Below are 20,714 nucleotides of genomic sequence, written 5' to 3' on the forward strand. Positions count from 1 at the left end.
TTAAAGTGTCTTTTTTCTATAAGAAAATACTCGAATACAGAGAAAATTTTCTAACTTTTATCTGATCTTATATCAGCATAGGTATTAATAACTTCTATCATAAAATTATCAATTTCATGGACATATCGAGCTTCTATATAATGTCATCGTCTCCTAATTCATTTCATAATGTGTCAATCTCCCCTATCATGAATTTTTCTCATGTTTTGATGAGAAAAGATCATTTTTATTCAGTTAATGATTGAGGTATAAAGCACACTATATTCAGATTTATCTTGGAAATTAGGATACCAGATCACAATGCGTAAAGAGTTTACATTTAAGATTAAGCAAATTAGTTTCGATGAAAACTATCATCCCTCAGACAAAACACGTCTGACAACCAATTTTGCGAATTTGGCGAGAGGCGCGAGTCGACAAGAGAACTTACGCAACACTTTAAAAATGATTAACAATCGTTTCAATGACTTGGCGAATTGGGATAATCCTAAAGGTGATCGTTATTCTGTCGAAGTTGAAATCGTTTCTGTTGATATTGATGTTGAAGGCAATGGCGAGACTTTCCCTACGATTGAAATATTAAAAACCTATATTGTTGATCATAAAAATAATAAACGTATTGAAGGCATTGTAGGGAACAGCTTTTCTTCTTATGTGCGAGATTATGATTTTAGTGTATTACTACCGCAACATAATAATAATCAAACTAATTTTAGCCTTCCAGAAAACTATGGCGAGCTTCACGGAAAGATCTATAAATCTTTTGTAAACTCAAATACCTTTAAAGATAATTTTAATAAAGCACCTGTGATTTGTTTAAGTGTTTCCACCACGAAAACCTATCATCGGACTGCAAATCAGCACCCTATACTCGGTGTTGAATATCAGCAAGATGCCTATTCTTTAACCGATGAATATTTTGCAAAAATGGGCTTGCAGGTTCGCTATTTTATGCCTAAAAATAGTGTTGCACCTTTGGCATTTTACTTCCGTGGCGATTTGCTGAGTGATTACAGCAATCTTGAGCTGATCAGTACCATCAGTACAATGGAAACCTTTCAAAAAATTTACCGCCCTGAGATTTACAATGCAAATTCTGCGGCAGGGCAATGTTATCAACCAAGCTTAAAGCATCAGGATTATTCACTCACTCGAATTGTTTATGATCGAGAAGAACGAAGCCAATTGGCGATTAAGCAAGGAAAATTTACTGAAGAGCAGTTTATCAAGCGATATCAAAATATCCTTGAGCAATGGGCTGAGAGCTACCCTGTTTAAAAACCACGTTGCTGTGTAACCAAGATAGAAAAGATTATTGATTATGAAAAGATTATTACCGACTTCAACTGCTGGCAGTTTACCAAAACCATCTTGGCTTGCAGAGCCTGAAAAACTTTGGTCACCTTGGAAATTACAAGGTGACCAATTAATCGAAGGCAAACAAGATGCCTTACTTTTGGCATTGCAAGAACAACAACATGCGGGCATTGATATCGTCAGTGATGGCGAACAAACTCGCCAACATTTTGTCACCACGTTTATTGAACATCTTAATGGCGTTGATTTTGAAAAACGTGAGACTGTCAGAATCCGTAATCGTTATGATGCAAGTGTGCCGACAGTGGTTGGTGCGGTATCTCGTCAAAAGCCGGTTTTTGTTGAAGACGCTAAGTTTTTACGTCAGCAAACTAATCAACCGATTAAATGGGCACTACCAGGTCCAATGACGATGATTGATACACTCTATGATGGTCACTATAAGAGCCGCGAAAAACTCGCTTGGGAATTTGCCAAAATCCTCAACCAAGAAGCCAGAGAGTTAGAAGCCGCTGGTGTGGATATTATCCAATTTGATGAGCCTGCATTTAATGTATTTTTTGATGAGGTCAATGATTGGGGGATTGCCACTTTAGAAAAAGCCATTGAAGGGCTGAAATGTGAAACTGCGGTACATATTTGCTATGGTTATGGCATCAAAGCCAATACTGATTGGAAAAAAACATTGGGTTCAGAGTGGCGACAATATGAAGAAGCATTTCCAAAACTGCAACAATCCAATATCGATCTCATCTCACTAGAATGTCACAACTCTCATGTGCCAATGGATCTACTTGAACTGATTCGTGGTAAAAAAGTAATGGTTGGTGCCATTGATGTGGCAACCAATACCATTGAAACACCAGAGGAAGTTGCTAATACACTACGAAAAGCACTTCAGTTTGTAGATGCCGACAAGCTCTATCCTTGTACCAACTGTGGCATGGCACCTTTATCTCGTCAAGTTGCAAGAGGCAAGCTCAATGCTTTAAGTGCAGGCGCGGAAATCATCCGAAAAGAGCTTTCGACCAAGTAATAACTGATTCCGTGATGTGTAAAGGATAGCTGTTTTCGGTTTGATTGGGGTTGATATTTATGATCAAACCGTTAACCTGCTGTCCAATCAAGAGGACATGCCAGCTCTACGTGGAACACATTCAGATGATGTATCTCCATGATGATATAGTATAGCTTGGCTATCATTAAATCTAAAAAATACGGTTCAATTTAGGAACAATGTGATGATTGAAGCAACAGACTTTAAAAATGCAATGTCTTTTTTAACAGGTGCGGTCAATGTGGTGACCACGGCTGGCTTGTCTGGTCGTCATGGATTCACTGCATCTGCTGTGTGTAGTGTCACCGATACACCGCCGACATTATTGGTATGTATGAATAAAGCTTCTAGGTCACATGTTCATTTTATAGAAAATAAAATTTTAACTGTGAATGTCTTAGGTGCACAACATCAACATATTTCTAACGTATTTTCATCCAAAATGAGTTCAGAAGAACGCTTTGAACATGGTAATTGGACAGCATTAGAAACGGGTTCACCAGTATTAGAAGATGCTTTGGTAAGTTTTGATTGTCAGATTGAGCAAATTCAGGAAGTTGGAACACATACTATTTTTATCTGTGGTATTGTCGCAATTAAACAAAGTCAACATGACCAAGGCTTAGTTTATTTTAATCGCAGCTATCATCAGGTGGGGCATCATGTCGAGCAGGTAGAAATCGCTTAAGGTGACTTTTTATTTTTTGTTCTGTCGCATCAAGTAATCATAGGCTATCATTTTTCTGGTCATTGTTTAAATTTAGGGGGAGTAATTGGGTAAGCAATTTCTGTTGTATTTGCATTATAACTTTTTAAAAGCACATCGTGAAGAATATCAACTTTTAATCCTTCGTCCAGATACATGCGTTTAAAACCGACATTTAGTAGCGCTTTAATCCGAGTCATCATAGATATAGAGCAATACTTTTTTCAATGATTATCATATGAGTCATTATGTCCATTAAATTTATCGCATTTTGCTATAAAAAACCCACCCGAATGATCTGACCCCAATAAGTTGTACGATCTATTCTTTACATTTAATAGTCATTATTGCCGCCTTTGTACTAACAGGTATTACCATACCGGAATTATATGAAGTAAAATGATTAGTAATATTATTGTTAGCATCTAATTCATCAAAACCTACCGAACCACATATTTCACCTGCTTTCTTAAGTAATTTATTTCTTAACGCTTCTCTCGAACCAAAGGCATTACTTTGAGCTTGTAATTGATATACGTCTGGACGCATATTCGCAACTGTTGGTGAGAACATTTGCAAATAGCTCGTAAGAGATAATATGGATATTAACGCCAAACTAAATACGAAAATTCTTTTCATCTGAATTCAAAGATTAATTATCTATATGAAGTGGACATTAAAAATTAAATCACTTAAAAATACAATGTCTTTTAAATACTATTCAGATGACATATTTTAATAAAATTTACTTTAAAAACCGCATAACAATCTAGGCTTTATTATTTCTATCTCTCCAACAGCTATAAACTCTCGTCCTATTGTTTATCTGCCAATGAACGATGATTGAATAACTGATCTCTTTGTAACGGATTAAATGACGTATTGCTTTAGATTATACATTTCAGATAAGAAGATGCCGTTCCATCTCAGCATGAACTGATAAGAATCAATGTCATGTTTTAATCGGTGCAGTCTCGCCTCTTACCCACTCTCATAATCCATGATGCATTAAAAAGGCGCACAACTCATGTTTGCGCGCCTATGGCGATTAATTACTCATTACTTTTATTTGTTTCGCAGTCCATCTCTTAATTTATCGAACCAACCAAAGATCGAACCAAGCGCCTGACTGCCTTTACCAAGAAGCACCGATAATTCAGCTTCTGTAAGATCACGGATTTTATCTTCACGCTCAGGTAAAGGTGGCAGAATATGGGCATAATAACTTTTGTCGAGCAAGTGATGCAAAAGCCGTTCACCAGGAAACGGCTCATTATTATTAAGTGCCCGAGCCCCTTTCAATATATTACGGATGTCATATTGTGTCGGGCTAATGTCGGCGACCTGTTTGGGAAGATTCAATAACGTATAGACTCCTATCCGCGCTGTGCGAATTGAACTTTCCATCGTAAAAATAATGTCGTTACTGGTTTCCACGAACTGCCCCAGCAATGCGAGATTTGTACAACCCTCAGGCACAACGCGTGGCCGGTCACCCGCCGCACGCGGCATGAATTGCGCAGTGATGTAGGGCATCAATGCAAGGCGAACCTTGGTGTTGTCCGCAATTTCATCGAGATGATCAACTATGCCGAGGTGATAACAGAGCTCTGCGAGAACCTCCCGGCCAGTGCATGCCGGCATTGGTTTCTTGATGTAATTACCATCTTTGTCCATCAACAGCGCATAGACCCATAGTACCAGCACATCATCAGGCTGGGTCGGGAAATGTGGCTGGCGATTGCAAGTGAAACTCAGCACCCAATTGGAGTCGGTGAAAGTAATGATTCCGCCAGTCACCGTCTTACCGGAATAAGGATCATTGACCGACAGTTCCTTGAGTTTATCAATTAATGGTGAAGGTTTGCAGGTCAACGTTGCCGATTCCCAAATTGAACCCGCCGCATTACCACAGAATTTATCCGGCTTACCAAAGACAGGTGATTTCTTTGCCAAGTTCTTCCATAGCATCCAATCACTGTCCTCGCCCACTTCCTCATTGCCAGAAGCTAAAACGGGTGCCGTATCCAGATCACCATAGGCCGTGCCCTCAGTCATTGAACCAGTCAGTGCAAACACTACATCTTTTGAACCGATAGCAATGGTTTCATCCTGATCCCCCACCTTGCAACGGATGGCCGTTACGGTACGGCGACCATCTTCTTCGGTCAAGTCAAGGTCATAAGCGCGGGTATTGAATTGTATCTTGACGCCCTTATCCTTCAGTAGACGAGTCAGCGGCACCACGAAGCTATCATATTGATTATATTTAGGAAAAACCAAAGCTGACATATCATTTAAGCCATCAATAGCATCAAGGAAACGATGCATATAAAGCTTCATTTCCAGCAGACTTTGCCAGTTCTCAAAGGCAAACATTGAGCGCCATAGATACCAGAAATTGGTTTCAAGAAAACTTTCGCTAAAATACTGTTCGATGGTGATATCGTCGAGGTCTTCCTTGCGCTTGAGCAGCAGTTTGATAATCTCCCATTGATGAACTTTGCTCAGCCCCAATGTCGAGAAATCGCGGATCTGCCCCTGCTTGTGCATGAGCCGAGCCTTAGAAAAGTTAGGGTCATTGTCATTGATCAGCCGATATTCATCCAGCACACTGTAGCCCTCAGGCAATTCTAGCGCCGGGACATCTTGAAAGATATCCCAGAAGTTATCGTAATTGAAGTTCATCTCGCGACCACCGCGAATAATATAACCGTCTTCAGCATTGCCGGCACCATCGAGTGAACCACCAGCAATATCCATGCTGTCAAGGATGGTAATGTCCTCGCCCTTCATACGGCCATCACGGATCATGTAGTAAGCTGCTGCAAGGCCGGCAATGCCACTGCCAATGATCCACGCCTTACGCCCTTCAACCACTTCAACCGGAATGGGACGGTTGCGCATATATGGCCCCATCATATCCGGTGGTGGAAGAGTATCTTTCGGGCTCTTGTACCAGAAACTAGCCCCTACATTGGCTTCGATTGGTGGTTTAGTTGGAACTGTCTCTGGCATATTGCCGGCGTTTTCTGTCATTATCTTATCTTCTGTTGTTGATGAACGCCCAGAAATTATCAAATTTTCAGCTTTTGATGTCAATTGGTATATGGTGCGAGCAGCTATTACAAAAATTATTTTAAAAGAAGGCGAATGTGTAGGGAGGTAAAAGAATATTTACATCCAGTTCTTATTCGTCGCCAAGTTTTTATAAAAAAGATATAACTAAAAATTTACTTGATTTAGTTTGCAGTGACTTATTTTTGGGAAATAATATAATGCCTATATATCAAAAATATAGTCCATAAAAATCCAAATAAAATAAATAACTGTACATTGTAGACAAAACTTTATCTAAACACTTTGAAAGCAGCCTATTCTGGAATTTCTATTTCAAAATAGGCTGCTGCATAGCATAAGTTAATAAGTATCCAATCCAATTTGCTTAATAATTCTTCTTCAAGAAAATTAACTTGGTACCGTGATTACCGATAGTTTTTCTACACCGACACGTTCAATACTGGCCAATAGTTTTGCGACCGTACCATAAGGTACAGTTTCATCAGCATTCAGATTTAATGCCAGATGGCTATTGGCATTCTTACGCGTTTGTATTTCCTGCTCAAAATTTTCCAAAGCCACTTTATCTTTATCCAGAAAAATTTCACCTTCCGGATTGACACTGATAACCACTGCCTTGTTTTGGTCAGTTGTCTGTGTCGGTGCAGCCTTGGGTAAATTCACTTTAACGGTATTGGTTAACAGGGGCGCAGTGACAATAAATACAATCAGCAGCACCAACATCACATCCACCAGCGGGGTGATGTTGATTTCACTGACGACATCATCATCCTGTGAAGTTGAAATAGCCATTATGCAAATACCTCTTTGTCTTTCGCTTCAGATTTTGTTGATTTTTCAACACGATTTTCGCCTACGCTGACAGTGGCCTGAGGATTTGTTACCTGAAAACCAGTTTTTTGATTAAGACTAACAAAATCTGTAGCAAAATCATCTAGATCTGCACCGATTCCTTTGATTTTTCTTACAAAATAGTTATAGGCCAATACCGCAGGAACTGCTACGGCAATACCAATACCAGTTGCAATCAATGCTTCACCAATTGGTCCTGCGACCACATCCATACTGGCATTACCGGATTGGGCAATCGCTTGCAAGGCATGAATAATCCCGAATACCGTACCAAATAGACCAATAAACGGAGCGTTATTACCAACAGAAGCCAAAATGGCAGAACCTTTTTCCAAGGTACGTCGTTCAGTTAAAATCTGTTTGCGCAGATGACGCTCCAGCAGATCCTGACGACTCCAGCTTTGCTGTAAATCCTGATGAGTCTTTTCATTGGCATCAAGCAATGTTTTAAAACCAACTTGGGCAATACGGGCGGTTGGTCCCTCTGCCAGCTCGGCACTTTTAATCGCTTCGGGAATATTTTTCGCCTGCCAGAACTTATCAACGAATTGTTTGCTTTGTTTACCGGCTTTTTGGGTTTGTATGGCTTTGACCACAATCAATAACCAGGTCACAATCGAAAAAGCAATCAGTAACCAGATGGTCGCATCATGGATTAATGTATTAATATCAGTCATGTTAAATTCCTCTAAAATATTTAAAAATTTATTTATCTGGGTAATTGATAGTTGATCGGGACATCAACCCAGCCTTCGATGGCTGTAGAACCACGCATGGCAGGAGAGAATTTCCAGCGTTTTACAGTTCTCACCGCAGCATCATCTAAAACTTTTCGACCACTGCCCTGTTTGACATTGACAGTGACAGGACTACCACTCGGTGAAACCTTGACACGTAGAATGACCGATCCTTCCCACCCTCGATCCAATGCAATTTCAGGATATTCAGGTGCGGGATTGCTCAGATAACCTGCATAGCCTTTCGCTTCTGTCACTGGCAAATTTTCTGCTACTGGTTGCGGTGCAGGATTCGGCGCAGGTGTTGGTGTTGGCGCAGGTGTCGGACGAACATTCTCAGTAAGCGCAGGTTGTGGCTGTGCAATGGGTTGTGGTTGCTCAACCGCCTTGGCAACAGGTTGCGGCGTAGATTTCTGCACCGGTTTAGGCTGCTCAACCACTTTTTTCACAGGTTGCGGCTTTTCAACCACAGGCGGTACTTTTGGCTTTTGTACTACAGGTGGTATCTTCGGTTCTATCACCTTAGGCGGCTCTTCTTTCGGTTCTGGTTTGACAATCTCAATCACCACCGGCGTCGGTTGTTTTTCCTGCAAGGGTGGTGTCGGCAATTGTTTGGCAACATACCAGACTGAAAAATGCAAAGCAGCGATAATGGCTGCAACGAGCAATAGTTTTTTGCCACGATGTTGATGCGGTGGTCCAACATGATGATTTTGCTGCCCTGCAAAAGGTTCTATTGCTTTAATATCATCATGGCTATGCGGTGTAGCAACCTGATGATAAAGCAAGGCTCGCTTCGAATGGTTTAATCCAATTTCACTCATTTTATAGCAACACAAACGAATTTAATGATAAGGACTTCTTGCATAAGCTATGCCACAAAAATAAATTATTGTTATTTATAATATTTTATGTTTAAAGTGAATTTTATGGATCATTTACTGTTGATTTTCAGACAGTTTAATGTTGCCTAAACAACAATGCCTTTCCATATATAAAAAGGCATATAAATTATGCAAAAAAAAAGCCTAAGGTACGGATTTTAATAATGGCAGCACTTCTTCACCTACCCGATAAGCCTCTTCAAGATGAGGATTACTGGCAAGAATAAAATGCTCTACCCCAATCTCGATATACGCTTGTAAACGCTCGGCAACCTGTTCATAACTCCCCACCAAAATACCGTTGGGTCCACCACGGACATTGGACATCCCTGCCCAAAAGTTTGCTGAAATAAATAAATCATCAAACTGCTTACCCTCACTGAGCGCTTTTTGCCGTTTTGCACCAACAGATTCACTATCGCCACGGGCAAAACCTTGCTGTTGTAGATCAACCGATTCATGCATTTGTTTGAGTTCCTGCACTGCTTGCTCATAGGTAGGACGTGCCAAAATATCAATGCGAATCCCAAAGCGAACTTTTTTATCTGGATAATACTGAGCAAAAAAAGCTTTGGCATGTTCGATGACCTGTTTTTGCTGCGCAACCGGTTCAGCCCAAGTCAAATGGATGTCTGCATGCTGGCCCGCAACATGTAAGGCAGCCTCACTGGCACCAGCAAGCCAAAGTCGAGGTAGCGGATATTGATTCATCGGATAATGCAAACCGCCTTGTTCCACCCGAAAAAAATTTCCATCATAGTCGAAAGGCGCATGATGGCTATATCCTTTTACAAATTCCAGAAATTCACTGGTACGAGCATAGCGTTGATCATGATTGATGAAGTCGCCATAAGATTTCTGTTGACTCCCACCGCCGCCGGAAATGACGTTCCATTCCACTCGCCCATTGCTTAGCCTTTGTAAGCTCGCAGCCATCTGACTGGCATAAGCCGGATTAATAAACCAAGGCTGAATCGCAATCAATAAACGTAAATTTTTGGTTTGTCGTGCTAAAGCCGACGCCAGTACCCAAGGTTCTTCGGTATGTGGAAATGCAGGAATCAGTGCACCATGGAAACCAACTATATCGGCAGCTTTGGCAACCTGTTCGATATAATCATAATAGGCGAATTTTGCATCATTAAATTGTGGTGCCACCCGTTTTGGTGTTTGACCTGGCTGTAACTGATTCCATTCCCCACGGCTATGGGCGGTATGTGCGCGACGACCATCACCATGTACAGGAATACGCCATAAAAATTCTACTGACATAATTTTTCTCTATCTCTATTGGATTATAGACATCATTTGATCTCTGGTGCTGTCCAAGAGCAGAATCCATGCCGTTTTATATTTTTTAATCTAAGCCTTTATTTTAATTAATGATTTAAAAAGAAAATCATAAGAGAGATCAAAAGTATTGTTGATATTCCAACAATCGCCACTGTAAAAATGACCGGATTTCAACAATAGTATAGTGGACACCGCCATGATATTTAATCAATCCTTTGTTTTATAAAAATAATTTTTTTTGGCTTGGAACTTGCTCAAGAAGCCAACATTGCAATTAAATTTATATAGTGGCTACATGCGAAACCAGATCATTGTCTTGTCTGTCCTATTTTTAGGGACATTATTTTCCCTTTCCGGTTGTTCCAAGTCTGCTGACCAGACGCAACAATCACAGGAAAATAATACTGCAACACAATTACGAATTGCAGTTGTTGCAAATGGAACATCAGGTACGCTGGATTTTATGGGGGCACCGGAACGTATTGCCAAAGATCCGGTTTTTCTGGAAGAGTTGAAAAAACGTAATATTCAACTGAAATGGGAACCTGTCACCACTGCGGCCGTTGCGACATTGGTCAATGAAAGTTTCATCAACAATAAAATCGATTTTGCTTTTTATGGCAATTTACCCGGGGTTGTTCTAAACGCTACCGGCGTCAAAACACAAATTGTTATTCCGGGTGGCATCGGCAGTAATGTTTATTTAATTGTCCCGCCTGATTCAACCGCACAAAGTATTGAGGACTTAAAAGGTAAAAAAATTGCCTTACATCGTGGACGCCCATGGGAAATCAATTTTGCTCAACTCATTAACGAAAAAGGCTTAGGTCTTAAAGATTTTCAGTTGGTCAATTTAAATCCGCAGGCGGGTGCGGCAGCACTATCTGCCAAAAGTGTTGATGGATTTTTTACCTTGAGTGATGCATTAACCCTAGAAGATAAAAAACTGGGCAAGATTATCTGGTCTTCACAAGATTTGCCACCAAACTGGAAAATGCGAGCAGAATTATGGGGCAGTCAAAAATATATTCAACAGCATCCGGAGATTACTCAACTCTTGGCAGATGCGACAGTCCGTGCTAATCACTGGATTTCTCAGCATCAGGCTGAATATCAACAAAGCCAAACCAGATTTGGGCAACCCTTAAGCGTTATTCAGCGAGAACAGAACAACAGTCAAAGTAACTGGAAACAGGATTGGTCGCCAGTTTATCAAGTCAATTTTTTGACCGAACATTATGATCGAGTAATTCAACATGCCACTCAAAATGGTTTAATCCAACAGCCGATTAGCAGCCAGTCCTTACTTGATCCACGCTTTTCACAACAGGCGCTTAAGAATTTAAACCTTGAGAATTATTGGCAAAATACCCAACAATAATGGATTGTAGTCATGAAAGTATTCGTCAAACATCAGTCTATATTTTTACAGGAATATGCCAGCAATACATGGATTAAACGATTCAAATATCATCATGTTTATATATTGATCTCTATTCTTTCACCCATTTTATTCTTCTTGGCATGGTATCTGGTTGCAAAATATCAATTATTCCCACCACAAATTTTAGTGCCACCACAAAATGTTTGGCACACTTTTATTTATTTGCTGCAAAGTGGTGAGCTTAAATTGCATTTGGGCGATAGTTTATATCGTTTATTTTTTGGTTTTTCGATTGGCGCATTATCCGGAATCATTTTCGGTATTTTATATGCAGCCAACCAACAGTTTCGTGATTATTTTTCTGTACTCTTTAATATTCTGTATCAGATTCCGATTTTCGTACTTATCCCGATTTTTATTTTAATTTTTGGTATTGGCGAAGTTTTTAAAATTCTGCTGATTATCAAAGCATGTTTTTTCCCCATTGCTCTAGCAACAATGGATGCCGTCAAAAATATTCCCAAACAATATATTGAACTGGGAAAAATCTATCAATTAAGTGGCCGATCTTGGCTGAAATTTATTATTTTTCCCTCAATTTTACCGCCATTAATCAGTGGATTACGCATCGCATTAGGTCGTGCGTGGTTAATTCTTGTGGCAGTCGAATTACTTGCTGCGGGTACAGGGATCGGACAAATGATGGAATTAGGACGACAAATGTTACGTCTGGATATTGTCATGGTTGGTGTATTTATCACAGGTATTGTCGGCTTTATTCTGGATAAAAGCTTACGCATGATTGAACAGCATCTGCTAAAACATTCACAACGCGCATAGGAGAATCAGGATGCAACTGTCTTCGCCACGCTATTTTCCCAGATTTAATTTCAAGCTACGATCACTCAAAGGCTGGCTGATTCCCATCATTTTGTTGTTATTATGGCAATATAGTTCAGGTAAAAGCGCCAGTCATGCTTATGCATTTGTACCCTTACAACAGGTTTGGGAGGCTTTTATCAGCCTGCTTAATAATGGTGAACTTGGCTATAACACGTGGGGAAGTTTAAAAAAAGCTTTGCTAGGTTTGGTATTGGGGAGTCTAGCGGGGATTAGCCTCGGCGCATTATTGGCGTATTCAAAACTTTTAAATGCCTTTATATCTCCCCTATTTAACGCCATTCGCCAAGTGCCCTTATTAGGTCTAACGCCTTTAATTGCATTATGGTTTGGTAATGGCGAAACCGCCAAAATTTTTATTATTGCCTTAGCCTCATTCTATCCACTGGTGATTAATACCTACCAAGGGCTCAGCCAGCATGAGTCAAAATATCAGGAACTGGCAGCCATTTATCAATTTTCGACATGGCGTGAATTTCGACAAATCCGTCTACCACAAGCCATACCTTATATTCTCACTGGTCTTAATCTGGCTGTTCCATTTACTTGGATCACCACCACAGCAAGTGAATTATTATTTAATGCAGGTGCCGGCTTGGGTAATTTAATGATGAAAGCCGAGGTTAATGCTGAAATGGATATTCTACTGGTTTGCGCGATTACAGTGACGGCACTGGGTGTATTGATGACCACTTTTATCCGCATGCTCTCCAGAGCTTTATTAAAATGGCGACCAGAAAACAAGCTGTCCTGATAGAACTAAAATTCGGGCCAAATTAAACCCTACATATATTAACGGATACATCATGTCATTACTTTCTATTCAAAATGTCAGTAAATCCTTTACCCAGGATCAACAATACCTCAATGTACTTAAAAACATTGATATTGATATCCAACAAGGGGAATTTATCTCCATTGTCGGTAGCAGCGGTTGTGGTAAATCTACGCTGTTACGACTCATCGCAGGTCTTGATCTCGATTATGATGGCGAAATTCTCCTCAATCAGGCGCCAATCAAAGGTCCTGATCTCAAAAGAGGGTTAATCTTTCAGGAGCATCGATTGCTACCTTGGTTAAGTGTGACAGAAAACATTGGCTTGGCTTTGGCCGAAACCCCTTTAAGCACTCGAGAAAAATCAAAACTGATTCAGCAACATATTGATATGGTCGGATTAAAAGGTTTTGAACAGGCTTATCCGCATCAGTTATCCGGCGGTATGGCACAACGTGTCGCCATTGCCAGAGGTCTAGTCAATAAACCGGATATTTTATTACTCGATGAACCTTTTGGGGCATTGGATGCCATTACACGGAGTACATTACAAAAAGAACTGCAACATATTTGGGAACGAGAAAAAATCACCATGATCTTGATCACCCATGATATTGAAGAAGCCGTTTTTTTAGGTGACCGTGTTATTGTGATGTCAGCACGACCAGGACAAATTCACCAGATCATTGACGTAAATGTTAAACATCCACGACATAAAGAAGATCAGACATTATTTCATATTCGTAATCAGGCACTGGCAAACCTACATCATTAGATAATATACAGATTATTCAATCTATTTTTTATATTGCTTAAAAAGGAATATCCAATCGGTTTATTATGATTTAGAAAATAAACTGAATAACGTTATACTATTTTAATTAAGACACAGGAGATTAATCATGGGATTATCAATTTGGCATATTTTATTATTTGCTTTGGTCGTCATTTTATTATTTGGTACATCTAAATTAAAAAATTTAGGTAAAGACTTGGGCGGTGCAATCAAGGATTTTAAAGATTCAGTCAATCATGATGAAAAATTAGAGCCCACATCAAGTCAACAAATTAAAGATGTTAGATCACTCGAAGTCAATAAAGAAAAGATTAATTAATTTCTGGCTTATGATCTATGTTTAATATTAGCTTTGGCGAGATTTTTGTTTTTCTGGTAATTGCATTAATTATCTTGGGACCAGAAAAACTACCGCAGACCCTTAGATCTGTAATGATAAAATATCAAAATTTTAGAAAAACACTGAATAAAATCCAACAAGATTTTGAAAATGAATTGGAACTTGTCGAGTTAAAACAGCTCATGGATCAAGAATTAAAAAAAATTAAAGAAAATGAAGAAAAATTAAAAGCGCAACTCGCACAAATGCAACAAGACATCGATCATTTTCATGATGATACACCAAGGGTAAAATCAACTCCGCATCAGTCATCGGCACTCACTTATATTTTTGTACAGGATCATCATATTCAAGTGCCCTATCACAAAGATTTTTTTATACAAAGCCATGAGGTGAAACAAGTTGCATGACTGAGAAAATACTCGAAGACCAACCAGCTTTGCCTGCAATGAAATATTCTGAGCATTTAAAAGAACTTAGAAAACGTTTGATTTATATTATTGCTGCACTTTTGCTGGTGTTTTTTGTTTTATTACCGTTTGCCAAACATAGTTATGATATTTTGTCGCAACCACTGGTCAAGTTATTACCTACCAATACCAGCATGATTGCCACAGATGTGATGAGTACATTTATTACACCATTCAAACTCAATCTTTATCTGGCATTTTTAATTACCATACCTTTTACGCTTTATCAAATCTGGCACTTTATTGCGCCTGCACTCTATCAGACAGAAAAAAAGCTAGGGCTGGCGATACTGGCATTAAGTACATTACTTTTTTTTAGCGGGATTATTTTTAGTTATAGCCTGATTTTGCCACTGGCATTAAAGTTCTTCATTCTTGCCTCACCTGAAAATGTTTTACCGATGACAGATATCAATAGTTATCTTAATTTTTGTGTAAAATTATTTTTGGCGTTTGGTCTGGCATTTCAAATTCCAATTTTGACATATTTACTTATCCTTACAGGCATATTATCGATTCAACAACTTGAACAACATCGCAAACATATTATTGTGTTTTTCTTTTTTATTGCGATGTTTATTACCCCGCCCGATGTTTTTAGTATGCTGGCACTGGCTGTACCGATGTGGTTATTGTTTGAAACAGGCTTATTTATTACCAAATTATCGATAAAAACACAAAATTAAAAAGCATGAACCGATAAGGTTCATGCAACTTCATTTTCATTATTTTTAGTGGGTAATAAATCATAACGAGATAATAAATTACGCAGTACATTACGGGAGATCCCCAGCATCTTTGCTGTTTTAACCTGATTATTCCAGCAGCTGACAAAAGCAGTATGGACGATTTTATCTTCAAGTAAATGCCATGCCTCTCCTTCATATTCCTGAAAAATACGCTTTAGAATATCTTCAAACTCTTCCAATAAATTGCGGTCATCATTAGAGCTATAGACTTTATCCTCAGAAAAGCGAAGATGTTCTATATCAATGGTATCGCTACCGCTCATCAATAAAGCATAATGAATCACATTTTCCAGTTCACGGATATTTCCCGGCCATGCATAGTTCAATAATGCATTACGTGCTTTATCACTGATGGTTTTCTTTGGTGCAATTAATTTTTTGGAATAGGTTGTTAAAAAATAATCAACCAAAGGTAAAATATCGCCTTTACGCTCACGTAAAGGTAAAATATTTAATATCACCACGTTGAGTCGATAATAAAGATCCAGCCTGAATTTATTTTCTGCGACAGCACGTTTTAAATCGACATGCGTACCGGAAATAATTCTGACATTCACTGGAATAGATCGGCGTCCACCGACTCTCATGACTTCCCGTTCTTGTAAGACTCGTAGTAATTTAACCTGTAAAGAAAGCGGCAATTCACCAACTTCATCAAGGAACAGGGTTCCCCCATCTGCTGCCTCAAAAATCCCGGGCTGTGTTTTATTTGCCCCGGTAAATGCGCCAGCTTCATAACCAAAAAGCTCTGATTCAGCCAAGCTTTCAACCAATGCACCACAGTTAACGGCCAGAAATGGTTTATTTTTACGATCACTTTTTAAATGAATTTCTCTTGCAATCAGTTCCTTTCCTGTCCCAGATTCACCTTGTACAATCACACTGGCAGAACTCGGGGCAATCGTTTCCAACTGATCCAAAAGCTTTTTAGAACTTTGATCAGAGAATATAATGGTTTTTGCGCGAATGGGTTTTACTGGTGTACTACTTTCAGGCAAAGTAATTACCCTATATTCATTATCCAAATAAGATTTCATCTTTAATCCTGAAATTTACAATTACTTTTATCATCATATAGTTTTATGTTTCAATTGATAAATAATAAATACATATAATCAATTCATAATTACAATAAAGTTAAAAAAATTAACATTTTCAAAAACTTAAAAATTCAAAAAAAGCATCAAATTATTTTATTTAATGAACTATTAATCTGGATAAAAAATCCAGCATTAGAATATGCTGGATTTTTATTTTCCGTGTTAAACATTGCCATTTATTGATAGGTAACTTTAATCACTATTTTGATCTTAGCCTATCATTTATACATGGAAAAAAATATTTAGACTTGAGCAATTTTTTTGGCTTGTTGTTCGGCGTGTAATTCACGACGACGGACTTCCGCTTTCACTTCCGGAATAATCCAGCGTCCATATTCCAATGCATCATACAATGGTTCATAACCACGATTCAGAAAAGTGGTGACTCCTGCATCATAATAATCTAATAAGGATTCTATAATGGTATCCGGCGTACCCACTAAAGCTGTCGAATCATGGGTTGCACCGACTGCCGTCGCAGTTGCCAACCATAAAGCTTTATCATGACGTTCACCTCTTTCTGCCGCTGCTAACAAACGCTGTGTTCCCGTACCGGCAACATGATTCGGTTGAGGTTGAAAGTTTTGTGCCAGTTTAGCCTGAATTTCATAAGCCTTTTTCCAAGCCAATTCTTCTGTAGGACCGATAATCAAGCGCACGGATAAACTGACACGCGGCGGCGCTTTGCCAATTTTTTCGGCAGCAAGATGTAATTTTTTAATTTGTTCTTTAACATCGGCTAGCGGCTCGCCCCACAATGCGTACAACTCGGCATGTTTGGCTGCCACTTCATATGCCGCATCCGATGAGCCACCAAAAGAAATTGGGATATGGGGTTGGGTCACAGGTTTGAGCGGATTAAAGGCGCCTTCAACCTTAAAATATTTACCTTCATAATCAAATGGTTGCTCAGAAGTCCAAGCCAGCTTTACAATATCCAGATATTCACTGGTGCGGGCATAACGTTCTGTTTTATCCAATAAAAATTCACCATGCCCGGGTTCGGCAGTAATCCCGGTAATGGCATGTAAGCGTAACCTTCCGCCACCAGTATAATGATCCGCTGTGGCAAAAGCACGTGCAGCAATGGTTGGTGCAATCAATGCTGGGCGGTGTGCAATCATAAATTTTAAGCGTTCGGTATGTGCCGCGGCATAACTAGCCGTTAATAATGGATCGTGGGTTAAAGTTAAAACTGTATCAAAACCAGCATGTTCATGTGCTCTTGCCAAATCTCTTAAATATTCCAAATCAATACCTGATGCAGCAGATGTAGGCCGAGCTAACTGATTACGTGGGAATAATCCCCCAACAAATTCAACAGACATTATCATTTCCTTAAGTTTTTTAAATGAAATTTAAACAAATCAATCAAAAATTGTGCTTATGTTTCATCATTTATTCAGCCTCATAACAAGGAGGGTTTAATCAAGCATATGAATGATTAACATACATAAACAAGCACAGCGTATTTGTTTTCTATTATTCACGTTGCAGCAATTATGCCAACAAAAAATCATTAAATTACAATTACTTAATTTTATATAAATAATACCAACTGTTGCTATCAAAACAATTTCATATCATTTTGTTGTGAATTCATCATTGTAAAATAAATAACAATGAATATGTTTTTATCAACGATAAATTGAACATCGAACAGTTCAATTTCTTTATGCCGTTGTATTGAAAAATAAAGCCACTAATCAACAGTGGCCGTACTTCTATTAATAAGCTCTTATTTTATTTTAGGATCACAAATTGATTCTACTTTTTCACCTGCGATGACTTTCTTGGCAAAAGGCACTGAATCTTTTAATGATGCATTGACAGTCGCACTATGCCCTAAACCAAAATATAAATGTCCTTGAGCTGTTGTTCCCGCTTCACACAAATCTTTGACCAGTTTGACCTGACTACGGGCATCTGGTGTCACATCATTAGCGCCAGTACCGATAAATACTGGATGATTAATTTTTAAAGTTGGATAATAACCATAGTCTTTACCTTGCTGTTCCTGAATCAGTTTATATCTTTGAGACGGATTAGGCACCAATGCCTGTGCAGGCGTTAATGCAGCAAATTCAATATCACCCGTTAAACTGGATAGACAGCTAAAGCGTGCCTGTTCGACCAATGGTGCTGCCTGTGCTGTATATACATCCGATACTTTTAAATCTGGATTTAAACTCTGTGATACCAAAAAGCCGTAAATGCCATAACCAATCGATGGGCTGACCACATGCGGGTTTAAACTAAGTTGACTGCTTGATGGCGGTGCATTCGGATCACGATAAATTACCCCGGTACCAATCGAACCTTTAATATTAAGTTCTGGTGCATAGGTTGCAGAATACGATGAAGCTGCTACTGCCGCTGCGCCGCCTTGTGATTGTCCCACAATGACAAATTTATTGGCCAAAGGAAGTTTAGTTTTTAATGCAGCACGACCACTGTCCAATACACCATATGCCAGAGACGGAACATTGATTAATAAATGCGGGCCTGCTACGCCTAAACCTTCATAGTCAGTGGCCACCACAGCAAAACCTTCTTGCAACCATCTGTTTAAATACTGAAGATCACGATAGGATCGCCCTGCTGTCGATGGTGCACAGCGATCGGCCAGTCCTACTGTACCATGTCCCCACAAGACAACTGGCCAACCGCCTTGTGGTGCTTGTCCTTTTGGCACATGAATACTACCGGAGACTACCACTGGTGTTTTACTGTCCTTACCACTGGTCGAACTATATAAAAACCGGATATTTTCACTGGCATTTTCCAGTTTAACCTGTGGTTCAACAATTTTTTCTGTTTTTAATAATTCCCCTGGTTTTGCGGGAATATTGTGTGACCAATGATAAAATGCCGACACACCGCCATCACCATATAGTTCTTTTGGCTGAGGAGGTGTTTGCGCAATACTGGCAAGAGATAATGTAAATGCGGTCGTAAATACCAGCGTTTTCTTTAAAAATTTCATGTTGATCTCATCTGTTGTTTTACTCAAATTTGACTGAGCAGGTATTTTGAATGGGTTGATTATGGATTACCTTATTGGCAAAAGTCAGTGCATCATTTAATGAATGGGGTACTGCTTCGCTATGCCCATGTCCATGATATACATGCGATTCCACTTGCGTACCCGCTTCACAAGCATCCTTAACCAGTTCTACTTGGGTACGCGCATCAGGTGTGCGGTCATCGGCACCTGTACCAATAAATACGGGATGATTAATTTTCAAAGTCGGATAGTAAGAATATTTTTCCTCAAATAATTTCTGTAATGCCAAATATTTATCGGACGGTTTATCCAGCAAGGCATCGGCAATACTGAGTTTTTCAAAACTCACATCAGAAAAGATTTGTCCTACACATTGCGAACGTGAATGCTCAACCAATGGAATGGCTTTTTCGGTGAACACATCACTGGCCTGTATACTCAGATCATATTGCTGTAATACATGAAAACCTAAAATTTGGTAAGCCAGTGCCGGATTAGGCTGATATTTATTTACCGCATTCAGTACAGGGCGCTCACTATTAGGTTTGCGATAAATTACGCCTGTTGCAATGGTGCCTTTGACATTAATATCCGGTGCATAACTTGCCGAATAAGATGCAGCGCCAAATGCCGCAGCACCACCTTGCGATTGGCCGGCAATAATCACTTGATTGGCAACATTAAATTGACGACCCACTACGGCACGGGCGCTGTCCAAAATGTTATAGGACAATTGCGGCACGTTAATCAACAAATGCGGCCCCGCAACACCCAGCCCCTGATAATCAGGTTCAACCACGGCATAGCCCTGTTTCAACCACTGATTAAGATAATAGGCATTGCGATATACTCGCCCTGACCAAGATGGCGCACACTGATCTGCCAGTCCAACCGTCCCATGTCCCCAAACCAATAACGGCCAACCGCCTTCTGGTGCCTTGCCCTTTGGCAAAAAAAGTGACCCGGAAACCACGGTAGGAGAACGACTATCGATACCATTGGTAGAGGAAAATAAAATCCGATATTGATCTGCGCTATCCGCCAAACGAATACCTTGATCTAGAGGTTCAAAGCGCAATAATGTTCCGGCTTTATCCGGAATCTTTTGATCCCATTGATAAAATGCTGATAATTTTTGATCCCCATACAACGGGCTAGACTGATAGTGAATCACAGGTTGGGCTGCAATAGACGTCAATGTCATACTTGCCCCAAGCAGTGATAAACAAAATTGATTAAACTTCAACATACTCACCTCGCCTTCCT

The 20,714-nt window shown here is 39.5% G+C and carries 20 protein-coding genes; 10 read left to right on the forward strand and 10 right to left on the reverse strand.

Features of this window, described 5'->3' with window-relative positions:
• Nucleotides 1–300 precede the first annotated feature (300 nt).
• From CRO21_RS11485 to CRO21_RS11495, 3 genes are all read left to right on the forward strand, one after another.
• The gene (locus CRO21_RS11485) at nucleotides 301–1,278 is read left to right on the forward strand and encodes a DUF1852 domain-containing protein (protein WP_097079447.1); all 978 of its coding nucleotides are present in this window, start codon (nucleotides 301–303) and stop codon (nucleotides 1,276–1,278) included.
• Nucleotides 1,279–1,321: 43 nt separating this feature from the next.
• On the forward strand, nucleotides 1,322–2,353 hold the full coding sequence (locus tag CRO21_RS11490; protein WP_097079448.1) for a methionine synthase: 1,032 nt from the start codon (nucleotides 1,322–1,324) through the stop codon (nucleotides 2,351–2,353).
• Between the two features lie 205 nt (nucleotides 2,354–2,558).
• Nucleotides 2,559–3,062, forward strand: coding sequence for a flavin reductase (locus CRO21_RS11495; protein WP_097079449.1), 504 nt, complete (start codon nucleotides 2,559–2,561; stop codon nucleotides 3,060–3,062).
• A 339-nt stretch (nucleotides 3,063–3,401) separates the two neighbouring features.
• Here the strand turns inward: CRO21_RS11495 and CRO21_RS11500 are convergent, their stop codons facing one another.
• From CRO21_RS11500 to CRO21_RS11525, 6 genes are all read right to left on the reverse strand, one after another.
• Nucleotides 3,402–3,653 carry a hypothetical protein gene (locus CRO21_RS11500; RefSeq protein ID WP_228150425.1) on the reverse strand — a complete coding sequence of 84 codons (252 nt, stop codon included), beginning with the start codon at nucleotides 3,651–3,653 and terminating at the stop codon, nucleotides 3,402–3,404.
• A gap of 492 nt (nucleotides 3,654–4,145) precedes the next feature.
• Nucleotides 4,146–6,119 carry an oleate hydratase gene (locus CRO21_RS11505; protein ID WP_097079451.1) on the reverse strand — a complete coding sequence of 658 codons (1,974 nt, stop codon included), beginning with the start codon at nucleotides 6,117–6,119 and terminating at the stop codon, nucleotides 4,146–4,148.
• Nucleotides 6,120–6,548: 429 nt separating this feature from the next.
• Nucleotides 6,549–6,953 carry an ExbD/TolR family protein gene (locus CRO21_RS11510; protein ID WP_097079452.1) on the reverse strand — a complete coding sequence of 135 codons (405 nt, stop codon included), beginning with the start codon at nucleotides 6,951–6,953 and terminating at the stop codon, nucleotides 6,549–6,551.
• On the reverse strand, nucleotides 6,953–7,645 hold the full coding sequence (locus CRO21_RS11515) for a MotA/TolQ/ExbB proton channel family protein (RefSeq protein WP_097079529.1): 693 nt from the start codon (nucleotides 7,643–7,645) through the stop codon (nucleotides 6,953–6,955). Before CRO21_RS11515 ends, CRO21_RS11510 begins: the two co-directional genes overlap by 1 nt.
• Nucleotides 7,646–7,722: 77 nt before the next feature.
• On the reverse strand, nucleotides 7,723–8,574 hold the full coding sequence (locus CRO21_RS11520; protein WP_097079453.1) for an energy transducer TonB: 852 nt from the start codon (nucleotides 8,572–8,574) through the stop codon (nucleotides 7,723–7,725).
• Between the two features lie 204 nt (nucleotides 8,575–8,778).
• The gene (locus CRO21_RS11525; RefSeq protein ID WP_097079454.1) at nucleotides 8,779–9,906 is read right to left on the reverse strand and encodes an LLM class flavin-dependent oxidoreductase; all 1,128 of its coding nucleotides are present in this window, start codon (nucleotides 9,904–9,906) and stop codon (nucleotides 8,779–8,781) included.
• A gap of 316 nt (nucleotides 9,907–10,222) precedes the next feature.
• On the opposite strand from CRO21_RS11525, the gene CRO21_RS11530 reads away from it, so the two are divergent.
• The 7 genes from CRO21_RS11530 to tatC all read left to right on the forward strand — a co-directional run bounded on the left by CRO21_RS11530 (nucleotide 10,223) and on the right by tatC (nucleotide 15,278).
• A complete protein-coding gene (locus tag CRO21_RS11530) occupies nucleotides 10,223–11,308 on the forward strand; it encodes an ABC transporter substrate-binding protein (RefSeq protein ID WP_097079455.1) in 1,086 nt (361 codons plus the stop codon).
• Nucleotides 11,309–11,320: 12 nt separating this feature from the next.
• The gene (locus CRO21_RS11535) at nucleotides 11,321–12,151 is read left to right on the forward strand and encodes an ABC transporter permease (protein ID WP_097079456.1); all 831 of its coding nucleotides are present in this window, start codon (nucleotides 11,321–11,323) and stop codon (nucleotides 12,149–12,151) included.
• Between the two features lie 10 nt (nucleotides 12,152–12,161).
• Nucleotides 12,162–12,965, forward strand: coding sequence for an ABC transporter permease (locus CRO21_RS11540; RefSeq protein WP_097079457.1), 804 nt, complete (start codon nucleotides 12,162–12,164; stop codon nucleotides 12,963–12,965).
• 52 nt (nucleotides 12,966–13,017) lie between these two features.
• A complete protein-coding gene (locus tag CRO21_RS11545; protein ID WP_097079458.1) occupies nucleotides 13,018–13,761 on the forward strand; it encodes an ABC transporter ATP-binding protein in 744 nt (247 codons plus the stop codon).
• A 124-nt stretch (nucleotides 13,762–13,885) separates the two neighbouring features.
• Nucleotides 13,886–14,101, forward strand: coding sequence for a Sec-independent protein translocase subunit TatA (tatA, locus tag CRO21_RS11550; RefSeq protein WP_378234936.1), 216 nt, complete (start codon nucleotides 13,886–13,888; stop codon nucleotides 14,099–14,101).
• A gap of 17 nt (nucleotides 14,102–14,118) precedes the next feature.
• A complete protein-coding gene (gene tatB, locus CRO21_RS11555) occupies nucleotides 14,119–14,532 on the forward strand; it encodes a Sec-independent protein translocase protein TatB (RefSeq protein WP_097079460.1) in 414 nt (137 codons plus the stop codon).
• Nucleotides 14,529–15,278: a twin-arginine translocase subunit TatC gene (gene tatC, locus CRO21_RS11560; RefSeq protein ID WP_097079461.1), complete on the forward strand. Its 750-nt coding sequence runs from the start codon at nucleotides 14,529–14,531 to the stop codon at nucleotides 15,276–15,278. The genes tatB and tatC overlap by 4 nt, the downstream gene beginning before the upstream one ends.
• A 20-nt stretch (nucleotides 15,279–15,298) precedes the next feature.
• Here tatC and CRO21_RS11565 read toward each other — a convergent pair whose 3' ends face one another.
• The 4 genes from CRO21_RS11565 to CRO21_RS11580 form a co-directional block, all read right to left on the reverse strand.
• Nucleotides 15,299–16,378 carry a sigma-54 interaction domain-containing protein gene (locus tag CRO21_RS11565; protein ID WP_097079462.1) on the reverse strand — a complete coding sequence of 360 codons (1,080 nt, stop codon included), beginning with the start codon at nucleotides 16,376–16,378 and terminating at the stop codon, nucleotides 15,299–15,301.
• 305 nt (nucleotides 16,379–16,683) lie between these two features.
• Nucleotides 16,684–17,769: an LLM class flavin-dependent oxidoreductase gene (locus tag CRO21_RS11570; protein ID WP_097079463.1), complete on the reverse strand. Its 1,086-nt coding sequence runs from the start codon at nucleotides 17,767–17,769 to the stop codon at nucleotides 16,684–16,686.
• 410 nt (nucleotides 17,770–18,179) lie between these two features.
• The gene (locus CRO21_RS11575; RefSeq protein WP_097079464.1) at nucleotides 18,180–19,427 is read right to left on the reverse strand and encodes a lipase family protein; all 1,248 of its coding nucleotides are present in this window, start codon (nucleotides 19,425–19,427) and stop codon (nucleotides 18,180–18,182) included.
• A gap of 19 nt (nucleotides 19,428–19,446) precedes the next feature.
• Nucleotides 19,447–20,697 (reverse strand): alpha/beta hydrolase, encoded by a 1,251-nt coding sequence (locus CRO21_RS11580; RefSeq protein ID WP_228150426.1) that lies wholly within the window; start codon nucleotides 20,695–20,697, stop codon nucleotides 19,447–19,449.
• Between the last annotated feature and the right edge of the window lie 17 nt (nucleotides 20,698–20,714).

The organism is Acinetobacter puyangensis, assembly GCF_900096995.1.
GTDB classification, from domain to species: Bacteria; Pseudomonadota; Gammaproteobacteria; order Pseudomonadales; family Moraxellaceae; genus Acinetobacter; species Acinetobacter puyangensis.